General features: G+C 55.1%; 27 protein-coding genes and 4 tRNA genes. All 31 read left to right on the top strand.

Annotated features, from left to right (window positions below):
- Positions 1-5 precede the first annotated feature (5 nt).
- Entirely contained in the window at positions 6-452 is a 447-nt protein-coding gene (locus JN756_RS29065) for a hypothetical protein (RefSeq protein WP_126586793.1), read from the top strand.
- 142 nt (positions 453-594) lie between these two features.
- Positions 595-679: transfer RNA gene (locus tag JN756_RS29060), tRNA-Tyr, on the top strand.
- Between the two features lie 24 nt (positions 680-703).
- Positions 704-777, top strand: a tRNA-Gly gene (locus JN756_RS29055).
- 26 nt (positions 778-803) lie between these two features.
- Positions 804-879: transfer RNA gene (locus JN756_RS29050), tRNA-Thr, on the top strand.
- 161 nt (positions 880-1,040) lie between these two features.
- Positions 1,041-1,116: transfer RNA gene (locus JN756_RS29045), tRNA-Trp, on the top strand.
- 45 nt (positions 1,117-1,161) lie between these two features.
- A complete protein-coding gene (gene secE / locus JN756_RS29040; protein WP_003194658.1) occupies positions 1,162-1,530 on the top strand; it encodes a preprotein translocase subunit SecE in 369 nt (122 codons plus the stop codon).
- 9 nt (positions 1,531-1,539) lie between these two features.
- Positions 1,540-2,073 (top strand): transcription termination/antitermination protein NusG, encoded by a 534-nt coding sequence (gene nusG / locus JN756_RS29035; RefSeq protein ID WP_003176436.1) that lies wholly within the window; start codon positions 1,540-1,542, stop codon positions 2,071-2,073.
- 116 nt (positions 2,074-2,189) lie between these two features.
- The gene (gene rplK, locus JN756_RS29030) at positions 2,190-2,621 is read left to right on the top strand and encodes a 50S ribosomal protein L11 (RefSeq protein ID WP_003176435.1); all 432 of its coding nucleotides are present in this window, start codon (positions 2,190-2,192) and stop codon (positions 2,619-2,621) included.
- The gene (rplA, locus tag JN756_RS29025) at positions 2,621-3,316 is read left to right on the top strand and encodes a 50S ribosomal protein L1 (RefSeq protein WP_003232403.1); all 696 of its coding nucleotides are present in this window, start codon (positions 2,621-2,623) and stop codon (positions 3,314-3,316) included. The genes rplK and rplA overlap by 1 nt, the downstream gene beginning before the upstream one ends.
- A gap of 199 nt (positions 3,317-3,515) precedes the next feature.
- The gene (rplJ, locus tag JN756_RS29020) at positions 3,516-4,016 is read left to right on the top strand and encodes a 50S ribosomal protein L10 (RefSeq protein ID WP_016969477.1); all 501 of its coding nucleotides are present in this window, start codon (positions 3,516-3,518) and stop codon (positions 4,014-4,016) included.
- A 78-nt stretch (positions 4,017-4,094) separates the two neighbouring features.
- Complete coding sequence (gene rplL / locus JN756_RS29015) at positions 4,095-4,460, top strand: 50S ribosomal protein L7/L12 (RefSeq protein WP_057005470.1); 366 nt, start codon at positions 4,095-4,097, stop codon at positions 4,458-4,460.
- A gap of 219 nt (positions 4,461-4,679) precedes the next feature.
- Entirely contained in the window at positions 4,680-8,753 is a 4,074-nt protein-coding gene (gene rpoB / locus JN756_RS29010; protein WP_017848798.1) for a DNA-directed RNA polymerase subunit beta, read from the top strand.
- Between the two features lie 64 nt (positions 8,754-8,817).
- Entirely contained in the window at positions 8,818-13,017 is a 4,200-nt protein-coding gene (gene rpoC, locus JN756_RS29005; RefSeq protein ID WP_017848799.1) for a DNA-directed RNA polymerase subunit beta', read from the top strand.
- Positions 13,018-13,234: 217 nt separating this feature from the next.
- A complete protein-coding gene (gene rpsL, locus JN756_RS29000) occupies positions 13,235-13,606 on the top strand; it encodes a 30S ribosomal protein S12 (protein ID WP_002555494.1) in 372 nt (123 codons plus the stop codon).
- A gap of 118 nt (positions 13,607-13,724) precedes the next feature.
- On the top strand, positions 13,725-14,195 hold the full coding sequence (gene rpsG, locus JN756_RS28995; RefSeq protein ID WP_002555493.1) for a 30S ribosomal protein S7: 471 nt from the start codon (positions 13,725-13,727) through the stop codon (positions 14,193-14,195).
- Between the two features lie 30 nt (positions 14,196-14,225).
- Positions 14,226-16,331 (top strand): elongation factor G, encoded by a 2,106-nt coding sequence (gene fusA / locus JN756_RS28990; protein WP_017848800.1) that lies wholly within the window; start codon positions 14,226-14,228, stop codon positions 16,329-16,331.
- Between the two features lie 30 nt (positions 16,332-16,361).
- The gene (tuf, locus tag JN756_RS28985) at positions 16,362-17,555 is read left to right on the top strand and encodes an elongation factor Tu (RefSeq protein ID WP_017848801.1); all 1,194 of its coding nucleotides are present in this window, start codon (positions 16,362-16,364) and stop codon (positions 17,553-17,555) included.
- A gap of 158 nt (positions 17,556-17,713) precedes the next feature.
- The gene (gene rpsJ / locus JN756_RS28980; RefSeq protein WP_003186070.1) at positions 17,714-18,025 is read left to right on the top strand and encodes a 30S ribosomal protein S10; all 312 of its coding nucleotides are present in this window, start codon (positions 17,714-17,716) and stop codon (positions 18,023-18,025) included.
- A gap of 81 nt (positions 18,026-18,106) precedes the next feature.
- Positions 18,107-18,742 carry a 50S ribosomal protein L3 gene (rplC, locus tag JN756_RS28975; RefSeq protein ID WP_007253310.1) on the top strand — a complete coding sequence of 212 codons (636 nt, stop codon included), beginning with the start codon at positions 18,107-18,109 and terminating at the stop codon, positions 18,740-18,742.
- A gap of 12 nt (positions 18,743-18,754) precedes the next feature.
- Entirely contained in the window at positions 18,755-19,357 is a 603-nt protein-coding gene (gene rplD, locus JN756_RS28970) for a 50S ribosomal protein L4 (RefSeq protein WP_003210082.1), read from the top strand.
- Complete coding sequence (rplW, locus tag JN756_RS28965) at positions 19,354-19,653, top strand: 50S ribosomal protein L23 (protein ID WP_002555488.1); 300 nt, start codon at positions 19,354-19,356, stop codon at positions 19,651-19,653. Before rplD ends, rplW begins: the two co-directional genes overlap by 4 nt.
- A 14-nt stretch (positions 19,654-19,667) precedes the next feature.
- A complete protein-coding gene (gene rplB, locus JN756_RS28960; protein ID WP_003210080.1) occupies positions 19,668-20,492 on the top strand; it encodes a 50S ribosomal protein L2 in 825 nt (274 codons plus the stop codon).
- 16 nt (positions 20,493-20,508) lie between these two features.
- Positions 20,509-20,784 (top strand): 30S ribosomal protein S19, encoded by a 276-nt coding sequence (rpsS, locus tag JN756_RS28955; protein ID WP_002555486.1) that lies wholly within the window; start codon positions 20,509-20,511, stop codon positions 20,782-20,784.
- An 11-nt stretch (positions 20,785-20,795) separates the two neighbouring features.
- On the top strand, positions 20,796-21,128 hold the full coding sequence (gene rplV, locus JN756_RS28950; protein ID WP_003103908.1) for a 50S ribosomal protein L22: 333 nt from the start codon (positions 20,796-20,798) through the stop codon (positions 21,126-21,128).
- Between the two features lie 13 nt (positions 21,129-21,141).
- On the top strand, positions 21,142-21,828 hold the full coding sequence (gene rpsC, locus JN756_RS28945; protein ID WP_003176422.1) for a 30S ribosomal protein S3: 687 nt from the start codon (positions 21,142-21,144) through the stop codon (positions 21,826-21,828).
- Between the two features lie 12 nt (positions 21,829-21,840).
- Positions 21,841-22,254, top strand: coding sequence for a 50S ribosomal protein L16 (gene rplP / locus JN756_RS28940; RefSeq protein WP_003232424.1), 414 nt, complete (start codon positions 21,841-21,843; stop codon positions 22,252-22,254).
- On the top strand, positions 22,254-22,445 hold the full coding sequence (gene rpmC / locus JN756_RS28935; RefSeq protein WP_002555481.1) for a 50S ribosomal protein L29: 192 nt from the start codon (positions 22,254-22,256) through the stop codon (positions 22,443-22,445). Before rplP ends, rpmC begins: the two co-directional genes overlap by 1 nt.
- Positions 22,446-22,447: 2 nt before the next feature.
- Entirely contained in the window at positions 22,448-22,714 is a 267-nt protein-coding gene (rpsQ, locus tag JN756_RS28930) for a 30S ribosomal protein S17 (protein WP_003176419.1), read from the top strand.
- 23 nt (positions 22,715-22,737) lie between these two features.
- On the top strand, positions 22,738-23,106 hold the full coding sequence (rplN, locus tag JN756_RS28925; protein ID WP_002555479.1) for a 50S ribosomal protein L14: 369 nt from the start codon (positions 22,738-22,740) through the stop codon (positions 23,104-23,106).
- A gap of 11 nt (positions 23,107-23,117) precedes the next feature.
- Positions 23,118-23,432: a 50S ribosomal protein L24 gene (rplX, locus tag JN756_RS28920; protein ID WP_007896770.1), complete on the top strand. Its 315-nt coding sequence runs from the start codon at positions 23,118-23,120 to the stop codon at positions 23,430-23,432.
- 22 nt (positions 23,433-23,454) lie between these two features.
- Entirely contained in the window at positions 23,455-23,994 is a 540-nt protein-coding gene (gene rplE, locus JN756_RS28915) for a 50S ribosomal protein L5 (protein WP_003194642.1), read from the top strand.
- Positions 23,995-24,004 lie beyond the last annotated feature (10 nt).

Here is a 24,004-nt window from a genome sequence, read left to right as displayed (position 1 = left end):
TGTTTATGCGTTGGCTGTTTTTGCTTTTACTCGTTCTTAATGCCTTCTATTACGTTTGGCATCAGCAAGAGGCGCCGTTGCGCGCCAAGGATGTCACGCCCCTGAGTCTGTATCGTGGCCCTCAGCAGGATATTCGGCTGCTAAGCGAGTCCTCGGACTCGGTGTCCCGGCGTGACCGAGCAAAAGCGCCCGAGGCGCAGAATACCTGCTTATACATCGGCGGCTTTGCCGACCAGCGCCAGGCGCAGTCGCTTGAGCAGCGCCTCACGAGCCTGGATATAAAGGTCAAGGTTCAACTGTTGAGCACATCTGAGGCGTCCGGTTACTGGCTTCGTGTGGCCCCTGAAAGCCGGCGTCTGGCTGAGGATCTGCCGTTTGAAAACCTTGCTAAGGAATTCAATGAGTTAAAACATAAAATAATGCTGTGCGAAGGCATTGCAACTCTCGAATAGTTTGCATAGAATGGCGCCCGCTTCGCAGTGAAGACCTTTAAGGCCTACAGCGTGAAGCGAAGGTCAACGCAGCTAACCTCATATTTTTAATGAGAAAATGCTTGACAGAAGGCTGGCATGATGTAGAATGCCGGCTCGCTTAGGAGGGGTTCCCGAGCGGCCAAAGGGATCAGACTGTAAATCTGACGTCTACGACTTCGAAGGTTCGAATCCTTCCCCCTCCACCATTTTTAGCGTGAGCTGCAAGCTCCGCGGGTATAGTTTAGTGGTAGAACCTCAGCCTTCCAAGCTGATGATGCGGGTTCGATTCCCGCTACCCGCTCCAAGTTTGCAGGTTGTGCAGCGTGTTTTGCTCTTGTAGCTCAGTTGGTAGAGCACACCCTTGGTAAGGGTGAGGTCAGCGGTTCAAATCCGCTCAAGAGCTCCATATAACAAGGCAGATATGAAAATATCTGCCTTTGTTTTAACGGCTATCTCGGCTTGATTCTGTTGTAACGGGCGTTTTCGCCGGTTGGTTTCAAGTCTCTAGGGGTTGGCTGTTGTAAAGTCTTTTTCAGGCCTGCATAATGGTCGGCCTGATTTTGTTTTAGGTCAGTAGCTCAATTGGCAGAGCGACGGTCTCCAAAACCGTAGGTTGGGGGTTCGATTCCCTCCTGACCTGCCAGATTCACGTGGTGTATCTGGCTTTCTTTTCACAGGATCTTCATAGATGACTCCTAAGGCTGAAGCTCAAAGCTCTCGTTTCGATCTGGTCAAGTGGCTCGCTGTAGTCGCATTGGTGGTCGTAGGCGTTGTTGGCAATCAGTACTATTCTGCTTCGCCGATCCTGTACCGCGTACTCGCTTTGCTCGCCCTCGCTGCTGTAGCTGCCTTTGTAGGCCTGCAGACTGCCAAAGGCAAGTCTTTCGCGGTCCTGGTAAAGGAAGCTCGCACCGAAATTCGTAAAGTCGTTTGGCCGACTCGCCAAGAAACCACGCAGACCACGTTGATTGTTGTGGCTGTTGTTCTGGTTATGGCGTTGCTGTTGTGGGGGCTTGATTCCCTGCTCGGCTGGCTTGTTTCCTTGATTGTTGGCTAAGGGTGTCCCGTGGCTAAGCGTTGGTACGTTGTGCATGCTTACTCGGGTTACGAGAAGCATGTTATGCGCTCTTTGCTGGAGCGCGTAAAGCTGGCAGGCATGGAAGATGGCTTCGGCGAAATTCTGGTTCCCACTGAAGAAGTGGTTGAAATGCGGAATGGGCAGAAGCGCAAGAGTGAACGCAAGTTCTTCCCGGGCTACGTGCTGGTTCAGATGGACATGAATGAAGGTACTTGGCACTTGGTCAAGGATACCCCTCGTGTCATGGGCTTCATTGGCGGTACTGCCGATAAGCCTGCTCCGATCACCGACAAAGAAGCAGAAGCGATTCTGCGTCGTGTTGCTGACGGTAGCGACAAGCCTAAGCCGAAGACGTTGTTCGAGCCAGGTGAGGTTGTTCGTGTCACCGATGGTCCGTTTGCTGATTTCAACGGCACCGTCGAAGAAGTTAACTACGAAAAGAGCCGGATCCAAGTGGCAGTGCTCATTTTCGGACGCTCTACTCCGGTAGAGTTGGAGTTCAGTCAGGTCGAAAAGGTCTAACTGAGCAAGCATCCCAACCCCGCAGCCTAGGCTGTGGGGTTTTGTCGTCACTGGGATAAACGCGCAAGTAACCGGGGAGCCTTTCGAGGCGTTCGAACCCGTAATTGGAGTGCCTCATGGCCAAGAAGATTACCGCTTACATCAAGCTGCAAGTGAAGGCCGCTCAGGCCAACCCTAGCCCACCCGTCGGTCCAGCTCTGGGTCAGCACGGCGTGAACATCATGGAATTCTGCAAGGCCTTCAACGCCCGTACTCAGGGTCTTGAGCCAGGTCTGCCGACTCCAGTGATCATCACTGTATACAGCGACCGTAGCTTCACCTTCGAAACCAAGTCGACCCCGGCTTCGGTTCTGTTGAAGAAAGCTGCTGGTCTGACTAGCGGTTCCGCTCGTCCTAACACCGTTAAGGTTGGCACCGTGACTCGTGCTCAGCTGGAAGAAATCGCGAAAACCAAAAACGCGGATCTGACTGCAGCTGATATGGATGCAGCCGTGCGTACCATCGCCGGTTCTGCTCGTAGCATGGGCCTTAACGTGGAGGGTGTGTAATGGCTAAGCTGACCAAGCGCCAAAAGGCTATCGCCGGCAAAATCGAAGCAGGCAAGGCCTACAACTTTGTAGACGCTGCTGCCCTGCTGACCGAGCTGTCGACTGTCAAGTTCAGCGAGTCGGTTGACGTTGCTGTGAACCTGGGTGTTGACCCACGTAAATCCGACCAGGTCGTTCGTAGCGCTACTGTGCTGCCACACGGTACTGGCAAGACTGTACGTGTTGCTGTCTTCACCCAAGGTCCAGCAGCTGAAGCTGCTCTGGCCGCCGGCGCCGATCGCGTTGGCATGGACGACCTGGCTGCCGAAATGAAAGGCGGCGACCTGAACTATGACGTCGTTATTGCTTCCCCGGATGCAATGCGCGTTGTAGGTCAGTTGGGTCAGATCCTTGGTCCACGTGGCCTGATGCCTAACCCAAAAGTCGGCACCGTAACCCCAGACGTCGCTACCGCGGTTAAAAACGCCAAGGCTGGTCAGGTTCGTTATCGCACCGACAAAAACGGCATCATTCACACTTCCGTTGGCAAAGTCGGCTTCGATGCCGTCAAGCTGAAGGAAAACGTTGAAGCCCTGATCGCTGATCTGAAGCGTATCAAACCAGCTTCCTCGAAAGGCATCTACGTCAAGCGCGTTACCCTGAGCACCACTATGGGCCCAGGTCTGGTCATCGACCAAGGCTCGCTGGACGTATAAGACACAAGTTGGCGTGAGCGATCGCGCCAATTGAAAAAATTGGGGTCCCTGCCTGGCGGGGGCTATCCAAGACCGTAGGCGACGCAAGTCTTAAACCTCAAGCCTACGCAGATGGTGCTCCCGGTTCCTTACCGAATCAGACACCAAAACGACATCCGGCTTCGGCCAGATGAAACGGTAACAAGCAGGAGTTAAACCCGTGGCAATTAATCTCGAAGACAAGAAGGCCATCGTCGCTGAAGTCAACGAGGCTGCCAAAGCTGCTCTGTCCGCTGTCGTGGCTGATGCCCGTGGTGTGACAGTAGGCGCTATGACCGGACTCCGTAAAGAGGCTCGTGAAGCTGGCGTATACGTACGTGTTGTACGTAACACCCTGCTCAAGCGCGCTGTTGCTGACACTGAATACAGTGTCCTCAACGACGTGTTCACCGGCCCGACTCTGATCGCGTTCTCCAAAGAACATCCAGGCGCTGCTGCCCGTTTGTTCAAAGAGTTCGCCAAGAGTCAGGACAAGTTCGAGATCAAGGCAGCTGCGTTCGAGGGCAAGTTCCTCGCAGCTAACCAAATCGACGTACTGGCAACACTGCCGACCCGTGACGAAGCTATTTCGCAACTGATGAGCGTGATTCAAGGCGCTACCAGCAAGCTGGCTCGTACTCTGGCTGCAGTTCGCGAGCAAAAAGAAGCTGCCGCAGCCTAAGGCTGAGCATTTTCTCTCGCGTATTTTTGTTTATTTCGATGGCCGCGTAGGCCGTCCCCCAATTCAGGAAATACAGTAATGTCTATCTCCCAAGAAGATATCCTCAACGCCGTAGCTGAAATGTCGGTTCTGCAGGTTGTTGAGCTGATCAAAGCTTTCGAAGAAAAATTCGGCGTTTCTGCTGCCGCTGCTTCCGCTGGCCCAGCCGCTGTTGCTGCTGTTGCTGAAGAGCAAACCGAATTCAACGTCATGCTGCTGGAAGCTGGCGAGAAGAAAGTAAACGTGATCAAGGCAGTTCGTGAACTGACCGGTCTGGGCCTGAAAGAAGCCAAGGCTGTAGTTGACGGCGCTCCTGCCTTGGTTCTGGAAGCTGTTGCCAAAGACGCAGCTGACAAAGCCAAAGCATCTCTGGAAGAAGCAGGCGCTAAAGTCGAGCTGAAGTAAGCATCGACCTTGCGTCTCCAGCCCAAGCGTTAAGCTGAAGGCTGATGGCTGGTGGCTCTTGCCACCGGCCTTTTTCCGTTCTTGGCTGTCGACTCGGTCGCCGCCATTAACGTGCTGTAGCCACCCGGTGCGGTGGTGCAAACCAAGGGGTTTGCAAGATTTTCTGGCTGCTCCCGTCGGGAGGGCCAAACAAGCAGGTGACCAAGCTGGGGAACGCTGATGGCTTACTCATATACTGAGAAAAAACGTATCCGCAAGGACTTTAGCAAGTTGCCGGACGTCATGGATGTCCCGTACCTTCTGGCTATCCAGCTGGATTCGTATCGTGAATTCTTGCAGGCGGGAGCGACCAAAGATCAGTTCCGCGACGTGGGCCTGCATGCGGCCTTCAAATCCGTTTTCCCGATCATCAGCTACTCCGGCAATGCTGCGCTGGAGTACGTCGGTTATCGCCTGGGCGAACCGGCATTTGATGTCAAAGAATGCGTGTTGCGCGGTGTTACGTACGCCGTACCTTTGCGGGTAAAAGTCCGTCTGATCATTTTCGACAAAGAATCGTCGAACAAAGCGATCAAGGACATCAAAGAGCAAGAAGTCTACATGGGCGAAATCCCATTGATGACTGAAAACGGTACCTTCGTTATCAACGGTACCGAGCGTGTTATCGTTTCCCAGCTGCACCGTTCCCCGGGCGTGTTCTTCGACCACGACCGCGGCAAGACGCACAGCTCCGGTAAGCTCCTGTACTCCGCGCGGATCATTCCGTACCGTGGTTCGTGGTTGGACTTCGAGTTCGACCCGAAAGACTGCGTGTTCGTGCGTATCGACCGTCGTCGCAAGCTGCCGGCCTCGGTACTGCTGCGCGCGCTCGGCTATACCACTGAGCAAGTGCTTGATGCTTTCTACACCACCAACGTGTTCAGCCTGAAGGACGAAACCCTCAGCCTGGAACTGATCGCTTCGCGTCTGCGTGGTGAAATTGCTGTCCTGGATATCCAGGACGAAAATGGCAAGGTCATCGTTGAAGCCGGCCGCCGTATCACTGCGCGCCACATCAACCAGATCGAAAAAGCCGGTATCAAGTCGCTGGAAGTGCCTCTGGACTACGTCCTGGGTCGCACGACCGCCAAGGTCATCGTTCACCCGGCCACAGGCGAAATCCTGGCTGAGTGCAACACCGAGCTGAACACCGAGATCCTGGCAAAAATCGCCAAGGCCCAGGTTGTTCGCATCGAGACCTTGTACACCAACGATATCGACTGCGGTCCGTTCGTCTCCGACACCCTGAAGATCGACTCCACCAGCAACCAATTGGAAGCGCTGGTCGAGATCTATCGCATGATGCGTCCTGGCGAGCCACCGACCAAAGACGCTGCCGAAACCCTGTTCAACAACCTGTTCTTCAGCCCTGAGCGCTATGACCTGTCTGCGGTCGGCCGGATGAAGTTCAACCGTCGTATCGGTCGTACCGAGATCGAAGGTTCGGGCGTGCTGTGCAAGGAAGACATCGTTGCGGTCCTGAAGACTCTGGTCGACATCCGTAACGGCAAAGGCATCGTCGATGACATCGACCACCTGGGTAACCGTCGTGTTCGCTGCGTAGGCGAAATGGCCGAGAACCAGTTCCGCGTTGGCCTGGTACGTGTTGAGCGTGCGGTCAAAGAGCGTCTGTCGATGGCTGAAAGCGAAGGCCTGATGCCGCAAGACCTGATCAACGCCAAGCCAGTGGCTGCGGCGGTGAAAGAGTTCTTCGGTTCCAGCCAGCTCTCGCAGTTCATGGACCAGAACAACCCGCTCTCCGAGATCACCCACAAGCGCCGTGTATCTGCACTGGGCCCGGGCGGTCTGACCCGTGAGCGTGCTGGCTTCGAAGTCCGTGACGTACACCCGACGCACTACGGTCGTGTTTGCCCGATCGAAACGCCGGAAGGTCCGAACATCGGTCTGATCAACTCCCTGGCCGCCTATGCGCGCACCAACCAGTACGGCTTCCTTGAGAGCCCGTACCGTGTGGTGAAAGACGCTCTGGTCACCGACGAGATCGTATTCCTGTCCGCCATCGAAGAAGCCGATCACGTGATCGCTCAGGCTTCGGCCACGATGAACGAGAAGAAGGTCCTGGTCGACGAGCTGGTAGCTGTTCGTCACTTGAACGAGTTCACCGTCAAGGCGCCGGAAGACGTCACCTTGATGGACGTATCGCCCAAGCAGGTAGTTTCGGTCGCCGCGTCGCTGATCCCGTTCCTGGAACACGATGACGCCAACCGTGCGTTGATGGGTTCCAACATGCAGCGTCAAGCTGTACCGACCCTGCGTGCTGACAAGCCGCTGGTAGGTACCGGCATGGAGCGTAACGTAGCCCGTGACTCCGGCGTTTGCGTCGTGGCTCGTCGTGGCGGCGTGATCGACTCCGTTGATGCCAGCCGTATCGTGGTGCGTGTTGCCGATGACGAAGTTGAAACTGGCGAAGCCGGTGTCGACATCTACAACCTGACCAAATACACCCGCTCGAACCAGAACACCTGCATCAACCAGCGTCCGCTGGTGCGTAAGGGTGATCGCGTTCAGCGCAGCGACATCATGGCTGACGGCCCGTCCACCGACATGGGTGAACTGGCGTTGGGCCAGAACATGCGTATCGCGTTCATGGCATGGAACGGCTTCAACTTCGAAGACTCCATCTGCCTGTCCGAGCGTGTGGTTCAAGAAGACCGCTTCACCACGATCCACATCCAGGAACTGACCTGTGTGGCGCGTGATACCAAGCTTGGGCCAGAGGAAATCACTGCAGACATCCCGAACGTGGGTGAAGCTGCACTGAACAAGCTGGACGAAGCCGGTATCGTTTACGTAGGTGCTGAAGTTGGCGCAGGCGACATCCTGGTCGGTAAGGTCACTCCGAAAGGCGAGACCCAACTGACTCCGGAAGAGAAGCTGTTGCGTGCCATCTTCGGTGAAAAAGCCAGCGACGTTAAAGACACCTCCCTGCGCGTACCGACCGGTACCAAAGGTACTGTCATCGACGTACAGGTCTTCACCCGCGACGGCGTTGAGCGTGATGCTCGTGCACTGTCCATCGAGAAGACCCAGCTCGACGAGATCCGCAAGGACCTGAACGAAGAGTTCCGTATCGTTGAAGGCGCGACCTTCGAACGTCTGCGTTCCGCTCTGGTAGGCCACAAGGCCGAAGGCGGCGCGGGCCTGAAGAAAGGTCAGGACATCACCGACGAAGTCCTCGACGGTCTTGAGCACGGCCAGTGGTTCAAACTGCGCATGGCTGAAGACGCTCTGAACGAGCAGCTCGAGAAGGCCCAGGCCTACATCGTCGATCGCCGCCGTCTGCTGGACGACAAGTTCGAAGACAAGAAGCGCAAACTGCAGCAGGGCGATGACCTGGCTCCAGGCGTGCTGAAAATCGTCAAGGTTTACCTGGCAATCCGTCGCCGCATCCAACCGGGCGACAAGATGGCCGGTCGTCACGGTAACAAGGGTGTGGTCTCCGTGATCATGCCGGTTGAAGACATGCCGCACGATGCCAATGGCACCCCGGTCGACGTCGTCCTCAACCCGTTGGGCGTACCTTCGCGTATGAACGTTGGTCAGATCCTCGAAACCCACCTGGGCCTCGCGGCCAAAGGTCTGGGCGAGAAGATCAACCGTATGATCGAAGAGCAGCGCAAGGTTGCTGACCTGCGCAAGTTCCTGCACGAGATCTACAACGAGATCGGCGGCCGCAAAGAAGAGCTGGATACCTTCTCCGACCAGGAAATCCTGGATCTGGCGAAGAACCTGCGCGGCGGCGTTCCAATGGCTACCCCGGTGTTCGACGGTGCCAAGGAAAGCGAAATCAAGGCCATGCTGAAACTGGCAGACCTGCCCGAAAGCGGCCAGATGCAGCTGTTCGACGGCCGCACCGGCAACAAGTTCGAGCGCCCGGTTACTGTTGGCTACATGTACATGCTGAAGCTGAACCACTTGGTAGACGACAAGATGCACGCTCGTTCTACCGGTTCGTACAGCCTGGTTACCCAGCAGCCGCTGGGTGGTAAGGCTCAGTTCGGTGGTCAGCGTTTCGGGGAGATGGAGGTCTGGGCACTGGAAGCATACGGTGCTGCTTACACTCTGCAAGAAATGCTCACAGTGAAGTCGGACGATGTGAACGGTCGGACCAAGATGTACAAAAACATCGTGGACGGCGATCACCGTATGGAGCCGGGCATGCCCGAGTCCTTCAACGTGTTGATCAAAGAAATTCGTTCCCTCGGCATCGATATCGATCTGGAAACCGAATAACACGTGACGCGAATCGAGAGCGGGGCTATTTGGCCCGCTCTCTGCTCCGCCAGGAGGAAAGGCCTTGAAAGACCTACTGAATTTGCTGAAAAACCAGGGTCAAGTCGAAGAGTTCGACGCCATCCGTATTGGACTGGCATCGCCTGAGATGATCCGTTCGTGGTCGTTCGGTGAAGTTAAAAAGCCGGAAACCATCAACTACCGTACGTTCAAACCCGAGCGTGACGGCCTGTTCTGCGCCAAGATCTTTGGCCCGGTAAAGGATTACGAGTGCCTGTGCGGTAAGTACAAGCGCTTGAAGCACCGTGGTGTGATCTGCGAGAAGTGCGGCGTTGAAGTTGCACTGGCCAAGGTTCGTCGTGAGCGCATGGCGCACATCGAACTGGCTTCGCCGGTTGCCCACATCTGGTTCCTGAAATCGCTGCCGTCCCGTATCGGCTTGCTGATGGACATGACCCTGCGTGATATCGAACGCGTTCTCTACTTCGAGAGCTATGTCGTTATCGATCCAGGCATGACCACCCTTGAAAAAGGTCAGCTGCTGAACGACGAGCAGTACTTCGAAGCGCTGGAAGAGTTCGGCGACGATTTCGATGCCCGCATGGGTGCCGAAGCTGTCCGCGAACTGCTGCACGCTATCGACCTGGAACACGAGATTGGCCGTCTGCGTGAAGAGATTCCGCAAACCAACTCCGAAACCAAAATCAAGAAGCTGTCCAAGCGTCTGAAGTTGATGGAAGCCTTCCAGGGTTCCGGCAACTTGCCAGAGTGGATGGTGCTGACCGTTCTGCCGGTTCTGCCGCCAGACCTGCGTCCGCTGGTACCGTTGGACGGTGGTCGTTTCGCGACGTCCGACCTCAACGACCTGTACCGCCGCGTGATCAACCGTAACAACCGCTTGAAGCGCCTGCTCGATCTGTCCGCTCCGGACATCATCGTGCGCAACGAAAAGCGTATGTTGCAAGAAGCCGTCGATGCCCTGCTCGACAACGGTCGTCGTGGCCGCGCTATCACCGGTTCGAACAAGCGTCCTCTGAAATCCCTGGCTGACATGATCAAGGGTAAGCAAGGTCGTTTCCGTCAGAACTTGCTCGGTAAGCGTGTTGACTACTCCGGTCGTTCGGTAATTACCGTAGGCCCGACCCTGCGTCTGCATCAGTGCGGTCTGCCTAAGAAGATGGCCCTTGAGCTGTTCAAGCCGTTCATCTTCGGCAAGCTGGAAATGCGCGGTCTCGCGACCACGATCAAAGCGGCCAAGAAAATGGTCGAGCGCGAACTGCCAGAGGTTTGGGACGTTCTCGCTGAAGTGATCCGCGAACACCCGGTTCTCCTCAACCGTGCACCGACCCTTCACCGTCTGGGTATCCAGGCGTTTGAACCGGTACTGATCGAAGGTAAGGCTATCCAGCTGCACCCTCTGGTCTGTGCTGCGTACAACGCCGACTTCGACGGCGACCAAATGGCCGTGCACGTACCGCTGACACTGGAAGCCCAGTTGGAAGCGCGTGCGTTGATGATGTCGACCAACAACATCCTGTCGCCAGCCAACGGTGAGCCAATCATCGTTCCGTCGCAGGACGTTGTACTGGGTCTGTACTACATGACCCGTGAAGCGATCAACGCCAAGGGCGAAGGTCGTGTGTTCGCTGACCTGCAGGAAGTTGACCGTGTGTTCCGTGCCGGCGAAGCCGCACTGCACGCCAAGGTCAAAGTGCGGATTCACGAAACCGTGAACGACCGTGACGGCGGCAGCGTGAGCAATGTCCGTATCGTCGACACCACTGTCGGCCGTGCGCTGTTGTACCAGGTTGTGCCAAAAGGTTTGTCTTACGACGTCGTCAACCTGCCGATGAAGAAAAAGGCGATCTCCAAGCTGATCAACCAGTGCTACCGCGTGGTTGGTCTGAAAGAGACCGTGATCTTCGCTGACCAGTTGATGTACACCGGTTTTGCCTATTCGACCATTTCCGGCGTTTCCATCGGTGTTAACGACTTCGTTATCCCGGATGAAAAAGCCCGCATCATCAGTGCTGCCACCGATGAAGTGAAAGAGATCGAAAGCCAGTACGCCTCCGGCCTGGTAACCCAGGGCGAGAAGTACAACAAAGTGATCGACCTTTGGTCCAAGGCCAACGACGAAGTGTCGAAGGCGATGATGGCTAACCTCTCGAAAGAGAAGGTTATCGACCGTCATGGCGTAGAAGTCGATCAAGAGTCTTTCAACTCGATGTACATGATGGCCGACTCGGGCGCACGGGGTTCTGCTGCGCAGATCCGTCAGCTCGCCGGTATGCGTGGCCTGATGGCCAAGCCGGACGGTTCCATCATCGAAACGCCGATTACTGCGAACTTCCGTGAAGGTTTGAGCGTACTTCAGTACTTCATCTCTACTCACGGTGCTCGTAAAGGTCTGGCGGATACCGCGTTGAAAACCGCTAACTCCGGTTACCTGACTCGTCGTCTGGTAGACGTTGCACAAGATCTGGTTGTAACCGAGATCGATTGCGGCACCGAGCACGGCCTGCTGATGACACCGCACATTGAAGGCGGTGACGTTGTAGAGCCGCTGGGTGAGCGCGTATTGGGCCGTGTTATTGCCCGTGACGTATTCAAGCCGGGTACCGAGGAAATTATCGTTCCTGCCGGCACCCTGGTTGACGAGAAGTGGGTCGAGTTCATCGAACTCAACAGCATCGACGAAGTGATCGTTCGTTCGCCGATCAGCTGCGAAACCCGCTTCGGCATTTGCGCCAAGTGCTATGGCCGTGACTTGGCTCGTGGTCACCAGGTGAACATCGGTGAAGCGGTCGGCGTTATCGCTGCCCAGTCCATCGGTGAGCCGGGTACCCAACTGACCATGCGTACATTCCACATCGGTGGTGCGGCAAGCCGGACCTCCGCAGCCGACAGCGTTCAGGTGAAGAACGGCGGTACCGTCCGCCTGCACAACCTGAAGCACGTTGAGCGAGTGGATGGTTGCCTGGTTGCGGTGTCCCGTTCCGGTGAGCTGGCAATCGCTGACGACTACGGTCGTGAGCGTGAGCGCTACAAGCTGCCGTATGGTGCTGTGATTTCGGTTAAAGAAGGTGACAAGGTCGACGCTGGCGCAATCGTGGCCAAGTGGGATCCGCACACTCACCCAATCGTTACCGAAATGAAAGGTACCGTGACCTACGTGGGCATGGAAGAAGGCATCACGATCAAGCGTCAGACTGACGAATTGACCGGTATGACCAACATTGAAGTCCTCGACGCGAAAGATCGTCCAGCTGCCGGTAAAGACATCCGTCCTGCCGTGAAGATGGTCGATGACAACGGCAAGGATCTGTTGCTGCCAGGCACTGACGTAATCGCTCAGTACTTCCTGCCAGCCAACGCCCTGGTCGGTGTAGCGGATGGTGCGAAGATCGCGATCGGTGACGTTATCGCGCGTATCCCGCAAGAGACTTCGAAGACCCGTGACATCACCGGTGGTCTGCCGCGTGTTGCCGACTTGTTCGAAGCTCGTCGTCCGAAAGAAGCGTCGATTCTGGCTGAAGTCAGCGGCACCATCGCGTTCGGTAAAGAGACCAAGGGCAAGCGCCGTCTGGTCATTACCCCGAACGACGGTAGCGATCCGTATGAAGAGCTGATTCCGAAGTGGCGTCACCTGAACGTGTTCGAAGGCGAACAGGTAAACCGCGGCGAAGTTATCTCCGACGGTCCGAGCGATCCACACGACATCCTGCGTCTGCTGGGTGTGAGTGCGCTGGCCAAGTACATCGTTAACGAGATCCAGGACGTTTACCGTCTGCAAGGCGTGAAGATCAACGATAAGCACATCGAGACCATCCTGCGTCAGATGCTGCGTAAAGTTGAAATCGCTGAATCCGGCGATTCCAGTTTCATCAAGGGCGACCAGATGGAACTGACTCACGTACTGGTAGAAAACGAACGTCTGGCAGCCGACGAGAAATTTGTTTCCAAATTTACTCGTGTACTGCTGGGTATCACCAAGGCGTCGTTGTCCACTGAGTCGTTCATCTCGGCGGCCTCCTTCCAGGAGACCACTCGCGTACTGACCGAAGCAGCGGTAACCGGCAAGCGCGATTACCTGCGCGGCCTGAAAGAAAACGTGGTTGTGGGTCGTCTGATCCCAGCCGGTACCGGTTTGGCTTACCACAGCGAGCGCAAGCGCCGCCGTGATGCTGACAAGCCGTTGCGCGTAAGCGCCAGTGAAGTGGAAGCTGCACTGACCGAAGCGCTGAACTCAAGCGGTAACTGAGTTCTGCGATAAATAAGTCTGGGCCCTGGCAGCCCCCATTCGTCGGATCGAGGCAGTTTTGCCCCGGTTCGTTGAGAGGGGAGGTCGGGGCCTTGCCTTGACTGGGGGCAAGATCCTCTTTAGACTCTTGTACCCCTAAATTTGGCGGGAATTCGTTCCTGCCATTTTGCTTTTCTTGCAAGACAATAGCGTCGCAAGACAACAGTGGAGCTAGTAGATGGCAACTATCAACCAGCTGGTACGTCAGCCGCGTAAGCGTATCGTCGAGAAATCCGACGTACCTGCGCTGCAGAACTGCCCGCAACGTCGTGGCGTATGCACTCGCGTGTATACCACTACGCCGAAAAAACCTAACTCGGCACTGCGTAAAGTATGCCGTGTGCGTCTGACCAACGGTTTCGAGGTTTCCTCGTACATCGGCGGTGAAGGCCACAACCTGCAAGAGCACAGCGTGGTACTGATCCGCGGCGGTCGTGTAAAAGACTTGCCAGGTGTTCGTTACCACACCGTACGCGGCTCCTTGGATACTTCCGGCGTTAAAGGTCGTAACCAGGGTCGTTCGAAGTACGGTACCAAGAAGCCTAAGTAGTAGCGGCTTTTTGTAAAACTGAATCATCTTATTTTCTGAGTCGATAAGAGTAAGGTCGGAGGCGTCCCGAAAGGGCACCGATTCCGAGCGAACCTGAAGACCGTTTGAGGGCTTATCCATGCCAAGAAGACGCGTAGCAGCCAAGCGCGAAGTGCTTGACGATCCAAAATACGGAAGCCAAATCCTGGCCAAGTTCATGAACCACGTGATGGAAAGCGGCAAGAAAGCCGTTGCCGAGCGTATCGTTTATGGCGCGCTGGAAAAGGTTAAAGAACGCAAGAACAGCGACCCCCTGGAAATCTTCGAGAAAGCTCTCGACGCCATCGCTCCGCTGGTCGAAGTGAAATCGCGCCGTGTAGGCGGTGCTACTTACCAGGTTCCGGTTGAAGTTCGTCCGTCCCGTCGTAACGCCCTGGCAATGCGCTGGTTGGTAGACTTCGCCCGTAAGCGTGGCGAGAAGTCTATGGCTCTGCGTTTGGCTGGCGAACTGTTGGACGCTGCTGAAGGTAAAGGCGCTGCTGTTAAGAAGCGTGAAGACGTGCACCGTATGGCTGAAGCTAACAAGGCTTTCTCGCACTACCGCTTCTAAATCCAGCGTCACTCAATTTGCGAGGGCTTTATGGCTCGTACTACACCGATTAATCGCTACCGTAACATTGGTATCGTTGCTCACGTGGATGCTGGTAAAACCACCACCACCGAGCGCGTCCTTTTTTACACCGGCAAAAGTCACAAGATGGGCGAGGTGCATGACGGCGCCGCGACCACAGACTGGATGGTTCAGGAGCAGGAGCGTGGTATTACCATTACTTCTGCTGCTATTACCGCCTTCTGGAAAGGTTCCGAGAAGCAGTACAAAGACGAGCACCGCTTCAACGTTATCGATACCCCAGGCCACGTAGACTTCACTATTGAAGTTGAGCGTTCCCTGCGTGTACTCGACGGCGCTGTCGTTGTGTTCTGCGGTACCTCGGGTGTTGAGCCTCAGTCGGAAACCGTATGGCGTCAAGCCAACAAATACGGCGTTCCACGTCTTGTTTACGTAAACAAGATGGACCGTGCTGGTGCCAACTTCCTGCGCGTGATCGGTCAGATCAAGCAGCGTCTGGGTCACACTCCGGTGCCAATTCAATTGGCAATCGGTTCCGAAGATAACTTCCAGGGCCAGATCGATCTGATCGCCATGGAAGCCGTCTACTGGAATGACGCTGACAAAGGTATGGTTCCTGTTCGTAAGCCTATCCCTGCTGAACTGCAGGAGCTGGCTGACGAGTGGCGTAACAACATGGTTGAGGCTGCTGCCGAAGCCAGCGAAGAGCTGATGAACAAGTACCTCGAAGGTGAAGAACTCACCAACGCGGAAATCAAGGCCGCTCTGCGTCAGCGTACTATCGCTGGTGAGATCGTCTTGGCTGTTTGTGGTTCTTCCTTCAAGAACAAGGGTGTTCCCCTGGTTCTCGACGCCGTTATCGACTACCTGCCTGCTCCAACCGACATTCCTGCTATCAAGGGTACCAACCCTGATAACGAGGAAGAAGAGATGGAGCGTCACGCCGATGACAGCGAGCCGTTCTCGGCTCTGGCGTTCAAGATCGCAACCGACCCATTCGTGGGTACCTTGACTTTCGTCCGCGTTTACTCGGGCGTGTTGGCCTCCGGCGACGGCGTGATCAACTCGGTTAAAGGTAAGAAAGAGCGCGTGGGTCGTATGGTGCAAATGCACGCAAACGCCCGTGAAGAGATCAAGGAAGTGCGCGCTGGTGACATCGCGGCCCTGATCGGCATGAAGGACGTCACCACTGGTGAAACTTTGTGCGACGCTGCTAAGCCAATCATCCTGGTTCGTATGGACTTCCCGGAGCCGGTTATTTCGGTTGCCGTAGAGCCTAAGACCAAGGATGACCAGGAAAAAATGGGTATCGCTCTGGGCAAACTTGCTCAGGAAGATCCATCTTTCCGCGTCAAGACTGATGAAGAGACTGGTCAAACGATCATCTCCGGCATGGGCGAGTTGCACCTGGACATCCTGGTTGACCGGATGCGCCGTGAGTTCAACGTCGAAGCCAACATCGGTAAGCCTCAGGTTTCCTATCGTGAGCGCATCACGAAGAACTGTGAAATCGAAGGCAAGTTCGTTCGTCAGTCCGGCGGTCGTGGTCAGTTCGGTCACTGCTGGATCCGTTTTGCTCCTGCTGACGAAGGTCAGGAAGGTCTGCAATTCGTGAACGAAGTAGTAGGTGGTGTTGTTCCTAAGGAATACATCCCTGCTATCCAGAAGGGTATCGAAGAGCAGATGAAGAACGGTGTTGTCGCCGGCTATCCGCTGATCGGCCTGAAAGCAACCGTTTTTGACGGTTCTTACCACGACGTCGACTCCAACGAGATGGCGTTCAAGGTGGCTGCTTCCATGGCAACCAAGCAACTGGCCCAGAAGGGCGGTGGTGAGTTGCTTGAGCCAATCATGGCGGTAGAAGTTGTTACACCTGAAGACTATATGGGTGATGTCATGGGCGACCTTAACCGTCGTCGCGGCATGATCTTGGGTATGGAAGACACGGTTTCCGGCAAAGTGATTCGCGCCGAGGTTCCGTTGGGTGAGATGTTCGGTTATGCGACCGACGTTCGCTCCATGTCCCAGGGTCGCGCAAGCTACTCTATGGAATTCAAAAAATACAACACAGCTCCGGCGCACATCGCTGAAACTGTATCCAAAAAACAAGGCTGATTCAGTCCTTTAGGCAAGGAGTTAATTGTCGTGGCTAAAGAAAAATTTGATCGTTCCCTACCGCACGTCAACGTTGGCACCATCGGTCACGTTGACCACGGTAAAACCACTCTGACTGCTGCTCTGACTCGCGTTTGCTCCGAAGTATTCGGTTCCGCAATCGTTGATTTCGATAAAATCGACAGCGCACCAGAAGAAAAAGCTCGTGGTATCACCATCAACACCGCGCACGTCGAGTACAACTCGAAGATTCGTCACTACGCTCACGTTGACTGCCCAGGTCACGCTGACTATGTGAAGAACATGATCACTGGTGCTGCCCAGATGGACGGCGCGATCCTGGTTTGCTCGGCCGCTGATGGTCCGATGCCACAAACCCGTGAGCACATCCTGCTGTCCCGTCAGGTAGGCGTTCCGTACATCGTGGTTTTCCTGAACAAGGCTGACCTGGTAGACGACGCTGAGCTGCTGGAACTGGTTGAGATGGAAGTGCGCGATCTGCTGAGCACTTACGACTTCCCAGGCGACGACACTCCGATCATCATCGGTTCTGCTCGTATGGCGCTGGAAGGCAAAGACGACAACGAAATGGGCACCACTGCCGTTCGTAAACTGGTTGAAACTCTGGACAGCTACATCCCAGAACCAGTTCGTCTGACCGACAAGCCATTCCTGATGCCAATCGAAGACGTATTCTCGATCTCGGGTCGCGGTACTGTTGTGACTGGTCGTATCGAGCGTGGTATCGTTCGCGTTCAAGACCCACTGGAAATCGTTGGTCTGCGTGACACCACCGTTACCACTTGCACCGGTGTTGAAATGTTCCGCAAGCTGCTCGACGAAGGTCGTGCTGGCGAGAACTGCGGCGTACTGCTGCGCGGCACCAAGCGTGATGACGTTGAACGTGGTCAGGTTCTGGTTAAGCCAGGTACCGTTAAGCCGCACACCAAGTTCACCGCAGAAGTTTACGTTCTGAGCAAGGAAGAAGGCGGTCGTCACACTCCGTTCTTCAAAGGCTACCGTCCACAGTTCTACTTCCGTACTACTGACGTGACTGGTAACTGCGAATTGCCAGAAGGCGTTGAAATGGTAATGCCAGGCGATAACATTCAAATGACTGTTACCCTGATCAAAACCATCGCAATGGAAGACGGTCTGCGCTTCGCTATCCGTGAAGGCGGCCGTACCGTTGGTGCTGGCGTTGTAGCTAAAATCATCGAGTAAGCTCTTTTTTGAGTTAGCTTCGAGGTTTTGAAAAAGCCCCCGCTCAGCGGGGGCTTTTTTTATTGGGTTGACACCTATCTGGGGCGTCTATAGAATTGCGCCTCCTTTTAACGGGCGTATTGCGCTCGCTGGGAATAGCAGCCGGAGTCTGAAATCCAATGCAAAATCAGCAAATCCGTATCAGGTTGAAGGCTTTTGACCATCGCCTGATCGACCAATCCACCCAGGAAATCGTGGAAACCGCGAAACGTACTGGTGCTCAAGTGCGTGGTCCAATTCCACTGCCTACCCGTAAAGAGCGGTTCACCGTTCTGGTCTCCCCGCACGTCAACAAAGACGCGCGTGACCAGTACGAGATCCGTACTCATAAGCGCGTACTGGACATCGTCCAGCCAACGGATAAAACCGTTGATGCACTTATGAAGCTTGATCTGGCGGCCGGTGTGGAAGTACAGATCAGCCTCGGCTAAGACTTGGGTCTTAGTCGTGTAACGCTCTGAAATGGGCGGCCATAGCGGGTGAAAGCCCCGTACACTCATGAGGTTTACAACATGACTATTGGTGTAGTCGGTCGTAAATGCGGTATGACCCGTATTTTCACCGAAGAAGGTGTCTCCATTCCGGTCACGGTCATTGAGATCGAACCGAATCGCGTCACCCAGTTCAAAACTGAAGAAACCGATGGCTATCGTGCAGTGCAAGTCACTGTCGGCGAGCGTCGTGCTTCGCGCGTGACTGCTGCTCAAGCAGGTCACTTCGCTAAAGCAAACGTTGCAGCTGGTCGCACTGTTATGGAGTTCCGTCTTGAAGAAGGCGACTACCAGGCTGGCGATCTGATCAACGCTGAAATCTTCGCCGCTGGTCAACTGGTTGATGTAACCGGTCAGTCCAAGGGTAAAGGCTTCCAGGGTACGATCAAGCGTTGGAATTTCCGTGGCCAAGACAACACTCACGGTAACTCCGTTTCCCACCGCGTCCCGGGCTCTATTGGCCAGTGCCAGACTCCTGGTCGTGTATTCAAGGGCAAAAAAATGTCCGGTCATATGGGCGCTGAGCGCGTGACCGTGCAGTCCCTCGAAGTAGTGCGCGTCGACGCTGAACGCAATCTGTTGTTGGTCAAGGGTGCTGTTCCTGGCGCTACTGGCGGCAACCTGGTTGTACGTCCAGCGGCCAAGGCTCGCGGTTAAGGGGAAGCTGACATGCAATTAAATGTAAATGACGCTCAAGCGATCGAAGTTTCCGAACTGACATTTGGCGGCGAATTCAACGAGACGCTCGTTCACCAAGCAGTCGTGGCCTACATGGCCGGCGGCCGTCAAGGTAGCAAGCAGCAAAAGACCCGTTCCGACGTTCGTGGTGGCGGTAAGCGCCCTTGGCGTCAGAAAGGTACTGGCCGTGCTCGTGCCGGTACTATCCGTAGCCCAATCTGGCGCGGCGGCGGTACCACTTTCGCAGCTCGTCCGCAGGATCACACTCAGAAGCTCAACAAGAAGATGTACCGCGCAGCACTGCGCTCCATCCTTGCTGAACTCGTGCGTACTGATCGTCTGGTCGTGGTTCAGGACTTCGCTGTTGAAGCACCGAAAACCAAAGATCTGCTGAACAAGCTGAACGGCATGGGCCTGACTGACGTCTTGATCGTGTCTGAAGCTGTTGATCAGAACCTGTACCTGGCTGCTCGCAACCTGCCACACGTTGATGTACGTGACGTGCAAGGTTCCGATCCAGTTAGTCTGATCGCATACGACAAGGTGTTGATCACCGTGTCGGCCGTGAAGAAATTCGAGGAGCTGCTGGGATGAACCAGGAACGCGTATTTAAAGTTCTGCTTGGCCCGCACGTTTCCGAAAAGGCTACGGTTCTGGCTGACAAGAAAGGCCAGTTCGTTTTCAAGGTTGCAACTGACGCAACCAAGCTGGAAATCAAGAAGGCCGTCGAAAGCCTGTTCAGCGTGAAAGTAGAGCGTGTTACTACCCTGAATGTTCTGGGTAAGAGCAAGCGCACTGCTCGCGGTCTGGGCAAGCGTAATGACTGGAAGAAGGCAGTTATCTCCCTTCAGCCAGGCCAAGATCTCGATTTCAGCAGCAGTGCTGAGTAAGGAAGGGGTGCATCATGGCAATCGTTAAATGCAAACCGACTTCCCCTGGCCGCCGTTTTGTGGTCAAGGTGGTCAACCAGGAGCTGCATAAAGGCGCTCCTCACGCACCGCTGCTCGAGAAGAAATCGAAGACTGGTGGTCGTAACAACAATGGTCGCATTACCACTCGTCACATCGGTGGTGGCCATAAACAGCATTATCGTCTGGTCGACTTCCGTCGCAACGACAAAGATGGCATCGCTGCCACTGTCGAGCGTATCGAATACGATCCAAACCGTACTGCTCACATCGCTCTGCTGTTGTACGCAGATGGCGAGCGTCGCTACATCATCGCCCCTAAAGGCGTGAGTGCTGGTGACCAGCTGATCGCAGGTGCTCTGGCACCGATCAAGCCGGGCAACGCTCTGCAACTGCGTAACATTCCAGTTGGTAGCACCGTACACGGCATCGAATTGAAGCCAGGTAAAGGCGCGCAAATCGCTCGTTCCGCTGGTGCTTCGGCTCAGCTGATCGCTCGTGAAGGTGTCTACGTGACCCTGCGTCTGCGTTCTGGTGAGATGCGTAAAGTGCTGGCTGAATGCCGCGCGACCCTGGGTGAAGTCTCGAACTCCGAGCACAGCCTGCGTTCGCTGGGTAAAGCTGGTGCCAAACGCTGGCGTGGCGTTCGCCCAACCGTTCGTGGTGTTGCCATGAACCCGGTTGACCACCCACACGGTGGTGGTGAAGGTCGTACCTCTGGTGGTCGTCATCCGGTATCGCCATGGGGCTTCCCGACTAAGGGCGCGAAGACTCGTGGTAATAAGCGTACCGACAAAATGATCGTCCGTCGTCGCAAGTAAATAGAGGGATACGACAGTGCCACGTTCTCTGAAAAAAGGTCCTTTTATTGATCTTCACCTACTGAAGAAGATCGAAGTGGCGGCGGAAAAGAACGATCGCAAACCAGTTAAGACCTGGTCGCGTCGTTCGATGATCCTGCCACAAATGGTCGGTCTGACCATCGCAGTACACAACGGTCGTCAACACGTCCCAGTTCTCGTTAACGAAGACATGGTCGGCCACAAACTAGGCGAGTTTGCCGGTACCCGCACTTATCGTGGGCACGTGGCAGACAAGAAAGCCAAGCGTTAAGGGGTAAGGAAATGGAAGTAGCCGCTAAGTTGTCGGGCGCTCGAATCTCCGCCCAGAAAGCCCGCTTGGTCGCCGACCAGATCCGCGGGAAGAAGGTGGGCGAAGCGCTCAACCTGTTGGCTTTCAGCAGTAAGAAAGCCGCCGAGATCATGAAGAAAGTGCTGGAGTCGGCCGTAGCCAACGCCGAGCATAACGAAGGCGCAGACGTTGATGACCTGAAGGTCAGCACCGTTTTCGTCAACGAAGGGCGTTCGCTGAAGCGTATCATGCCGCGTGCCAAAGGCCGTGCTGATCGCATCGTCAAGCGGTCTTGCCATATCACTGTCAAGGTTGCTGACAAGTAACGGAGTCGAAGAGATGGGTCAGAAAGTACATCCCATTGGCATTCGCCTGGGAATCGTCAAGGAGCACACCTCCGTCTGGTACGCAGACGGTCGGACTTATGCGGACTATTTGTTCGCTGATCTGAAGGTGCGTGAGTATCTCCAAGACAAACTAAAAAGCGCGTCCGTAAGCCGTATCGATATCCATCGTCCGGCACAAACTGCACGTATCACCATCCACACCGCTCGTCCAGGTATCGTTATCGGGAAGAAAGGTGAAGATGTTGAGAAACTGCGTCAGGACCTGACCAAGCAAATGGGTGTGCCTGTGCACATCAATATCGAAGAGATCCGCAAGCCGGAGCTCGACGGTATGCTGGTTGCGCAGAGCGTAGCTCAGCAGCTGGAGCGTCGCGTCATGTTCCGTCGCGCTATGAAGCGCGCCGTACAGAACGCCATGCGTATTGGTGCCAAAGGCATCAAAATCCAAGTGAGCGGTCGTCTCGGCGGTGCTGAAATCGCACGTACTGAATGGTATCGCGAAGGTCGTGTGCCACTGCACACCCTGCGTGCCGACATCGACTATGCCAACTACGAAGCTCACACCACTTATGGTGTGATCGGTGTAAAGGTTTGGATCTTCAAAGGCGAAGTAATTGGTGGTCGCCAAGAAGAACTGAAACCACAAGCACCAGCGCCTCGTAAAAAAGCTGCTAAGTAAGGGGTACGCCAAATGTTGCAACCAAAGCGTACGAAGTTCCGCAAGCAGATGACAGGCCACAACCGTGGTCTGGCTCAGCGCGGTAGCAAAGTCAGCTTCGGCGAATTCGCGCTGAAGTCTGTAGCTCGTGGTCGTCTCACCGCTCGTCAGATCGAGTCAGCGCGTCGTGCTCTGACCCGTCACGTAAAACGTGGCGGCAAGATCTGGATCCGTGTATTCCCGGACAAGCCGATCTCCAAAAAGCCCCTCGAAGTTCGGATGGGTAAAGGTAAGGGTAACGTGGAATACTGGGTAGCCCAGATTCAGCCAGGCAAAGTCCTGTATGAAATCGAGGGTGTAACTGAAGAGCTGGCGCGTGAGGCTTTTGCCCTGGCTGCTGCAAAGCTGCCGCTCGCCACCGCCTTTGTTAAACGGACGGTGATGTGATGAAAGCGAATGAACTTCGTGAAAAATCCGCACAGCAGCTGAACGAGCAACTGCTCGGCCTGCTGCGCGACCAGTTCAATCTGCGCATGCAGAAAGCAACTGGCCAGTTGGGGCAGTCTCATCTGCTCTCGCAAGTTAAGCGTGACATCGCTCGCGTGAAGACTGTGCTCAACCAGCAGGCAGGTAAGTGATCATGGCTGAAGCCGAAAAGACTGTCCGTACGCTGACTGGCCGTGTTGTCAGCGACAAGATGGACAAAACCATCACCGTTTTGATCGAGCGTCGCGTTAAGCACCCGATCTACGGTAAATATGTTAAGCGTTCGACTAAGCTGCACGCGCACGACGAAACCAACCAGTGCCACATCGGCGACAAAGTCACTATTCGTGAAACTCGTCCGCTGGCCAAGACCAAGTCTTGGGCACTGGTTGATGTTCTCGAACGCGCTGTGGAAGTCTAAGGACTAGGGGTCGGAGAAATTATATGATTCAGACTCAATCCATGCTCGATGTGGCCGATAACAGCGGCGCTCGCCGTGTTATGTGCATCAAGGTGCTGGGTGGCTCCCATCGTCGTTACGCTGGTATCGGTGACATCATCAAAGTTACCGTGAAGGAAGCAATTCCTCGCGGTAAAGTGAAAAAAGGCCAAGTGATGACTGCTGTTGTAGTCCGCACTCGTCACGGCGTTCGCCGTGCAGATGGCTCCATTATCCGCTTTGATGGCAACGCTGCTGTTCTTCTGAACAACAAGCAAGAGCCGATCGGCACCCGTATCTTTGGGCCAGTGACGCGTGAACTTCGTACTGAGAAGTTCATGAAGATCGTCTCGCTCGCCCCAGAAGTGCTGTAAGGAGATCCGACATGCAAAAGATTCGTCGTGACGACGAGATCATCGTGATCGCCGGCAAAGACAAAGGTAAGCGCGGTAAGGTGCTGAAGGTTCTCGCTGACGACCGTCTGGTCGTCGGTGGTCTGAACCTGGTCAAGCGTCATACCAAGCCTAACCCTATGTCGGGCGTACAAGGCGGTATCGTCGAGAAAGAAGCGCCACTGCACGCTTCTAACGTCGCCATCTTCAACGGCGAAACCAACAAGGCTGACCGCGTTGGTTTCAAAGTAGAAGACGGTAAGAAAATTCGTGTCTTCAAGTCGACCCAAAAAGCGGTTGATGCTTGAACACTGCTAGGTAGATAAGACCATGGCACGACTACAAGAGATTTACCGGAAGGAAATCGCCCCCAAGCTTAAGGAAGAACTTAAGCTCGGGAACGTGATGGAAGTTCCGCGCGTTACCAAAATCACCCTGAACATGGGTCTGGGCGAAGCGATCGGCGACAAAAAAGTCATCGAGCACGCTGTTGCTGACCTGGAAAAGATCACCGGTCAAAAAGTCGTTGTGACTTACGCTCGGAAATCCATCGCTGGCTTTAAAGTCCGTGAAGGTTGGCCGATCGGCGTCAAAGTGACTCTGCGCCGTGAGCGTATGTACGAATTCCTGGATCGTCTGCTGTCGATCTCCCTGCCTCGGGTCCGCGACTTCCGCGGCCTGAATGCCAAGTCCTTCGATGGTCGTGGTAACTACAGCATGGGCGTGAAAGAGCAGATCATCTTCCCGGAAATCGACTACGACAAGATCGATGCTCTCCGCGGTCTGGACATCACCCTGACCACCACTGCCAAGAACGATGATGAAGGTCGCGCCCTGTTGCGTGCTTTCAAATTCCCGTTCCGCAACTGATTGGAGTAGG

Origin of the sequence: Pseudomonas sp. Y39-6 (assembly GCF_023651955.1) — a bacterium.
Taxonomy (GTDB): domain Bacteria; phylum Pseudomonadota; class Gammaproteobacteria; order Pseudomonadales; family Pseudomonadaceae; genus Aquipseudomonas; species Aquipseudomonas veronii.
Note: the sequence above shows the minus strand (reverse complement) of the source record. Positions and strands in the feature narration are given on the sequence as shown.

What these genes read in the sequence shown, in the direction of transcription:
- rplB (WP_003210080.1), top strand. Translation starts at nt 19,668, where the DNA reads ATGGCAATCGTTAAATGCAAACCGACTTCCCCTGGCCGCCGTTTTGTG.
- fusA (WP_017848800.1), top strand. Translation starts at nt 14,226, where the DNA reads ATGGCTCGTACTACACCGATTAATCGCTACCGTAACATTGGTATCGTT.
- secE (WP_003194658.1), top strand. Translation starts at nt 1,162, where the DNA reads ATGACTCCTAAGGCTGAAGCTCAAAGCTCTCGTTTCGATCTGGTCAAG.
- rplK (WP_003176435.1), top strand. Translation starts at nt 2,190, where the DNA reads ATGGCCAAGAAGATTACCGCTTACATCAAGCTGCAAGTGAAGGCCGCT.
- JN756_RS29065 (WP_126586793.1), top strand. Translation starts at nt 6, where the DNA reads ATGCGTTGGCTGTTTTTGCTTTTACTCGTTCTTAATGCCTTCTATTAC.
- rpsG (WP_002555493.1), top strand. Translation starts at nt 13,725, where the DNA reads ATGCCAAGAAGACGCGTAGCAGCCAAGCGCGAAGTGCTTGACGATCCA.
- rpoB (WP_017848798.1), top strand. Translation starts at nt 4,680, where the DNA reads ATGGCTTACTCATATACTGAGAAAAAACGTATCCGCAAGGACTTTAGC.
- rpsQ (WP_003176419.1), top strand. Translation starts at nt 22,448, where the DNA reads ATGGCTGAAGCCGAAAAGACTGTCCGTACGCTGACTGGCCGTGTTGTC.
- rpsL (WP_002555494.1), top strand. Translation starts at nt 13,235, where the DNA reads ATGGCAACTATCAACCAGCTGGTACGTCAGCCGCGTAAGCGTATCGTC.
- rpmC (WP_002555481.1), top strand. Translation starts at nt 22,254, where the DNA reads ATGAAAGCGAATGAACTTCGTGAAAAATCCGCACAGCAGCTGAACGAG.
- rplA (WP_003232403.1), top strand. Translation starts at nt 2,621, where the DNA reads ATGGCTAAGCTGACCAAGCGCCAAAAGGCTATCGCCGGCAAAATCGAA.
- rplE (WP_003194642.1), top strand. Translation starts at nt 23,455, where the DNA reads ATGGCACGACTACAAGAGATTTACCGGAAGGAAATCGCCCCCAAGCTT.
- rplX (WP_007896770.1), top strand. Translation starts at nt 23,118, where the DNA reads ATGCAAAAGATTCGTCGTGACGACGAGATCATCGTGATCGCCGGCAAA.
- rpsC (WP_003176422.1), top strand. Translation starts at nt 21,142, where the DNA reads ATGGGTCAGAAAGTACATCCCATTGGCATTCGCCTGGGAATCGTCAAG.
- rplP (WP_003232424.1), top strand. Translation starts at nt 21,841, where the DNA reads ATGTTGCAACCAAAGCGTACGAAGTTCCGCAAGCAGATGACAGGCCAC.
- rplW (WP_002555488.1), top strand. Translation starts at nt 19,354, where the DNA reads ATGAACCAGGAACGCGTATTTAAAGTTCTGCTTGGCCCGCACGTTTCC.
- rplN (WP_002555479.1), top strand. Translation starts at nt 22,738, where the DNA reads ATGATTCAGACTCAATCCATGCTCGATGTGGCCGATAACAGCGGCGCT.
- rpsJ (WP_003186070.1), top strand. Translation starts at nt 17,714, where the DNA reads ATGCAAAATCAGCAAATCCGTATCAGGTTGAAGGCTTTTGACCATCGC.
- rplC (WP_007253310.1), top strand. Translation starts at nt 18,107, where the DNA reads ATGACTATTGGTGTAGTCGGTCGTAAATGCGGTATGACCCGTATTTTC.
- rplL (WP_057005470.1), top strand. Translation starts at nt 4,095, where the DNA reads ATGTCTATCTCCCAAGAAGATATCCTCAACGCCGTAGCTGAAATGTCG.
- rplV (WP_003103908.1), top strand. Translation starts at nt 20,796, where the DNA reads ATGGAAGTAGCCGCTAAGTTGTCGGGCGCTCGAATCTCCGCCCAGAAA.
- rplD (WP_003210082.1), top strand. Translation starts at nt 18,755, where the DNA reads ATGCAATTAAATGTAAATGACGCTCAAGCGATCGAAGTTTCCGAACTG.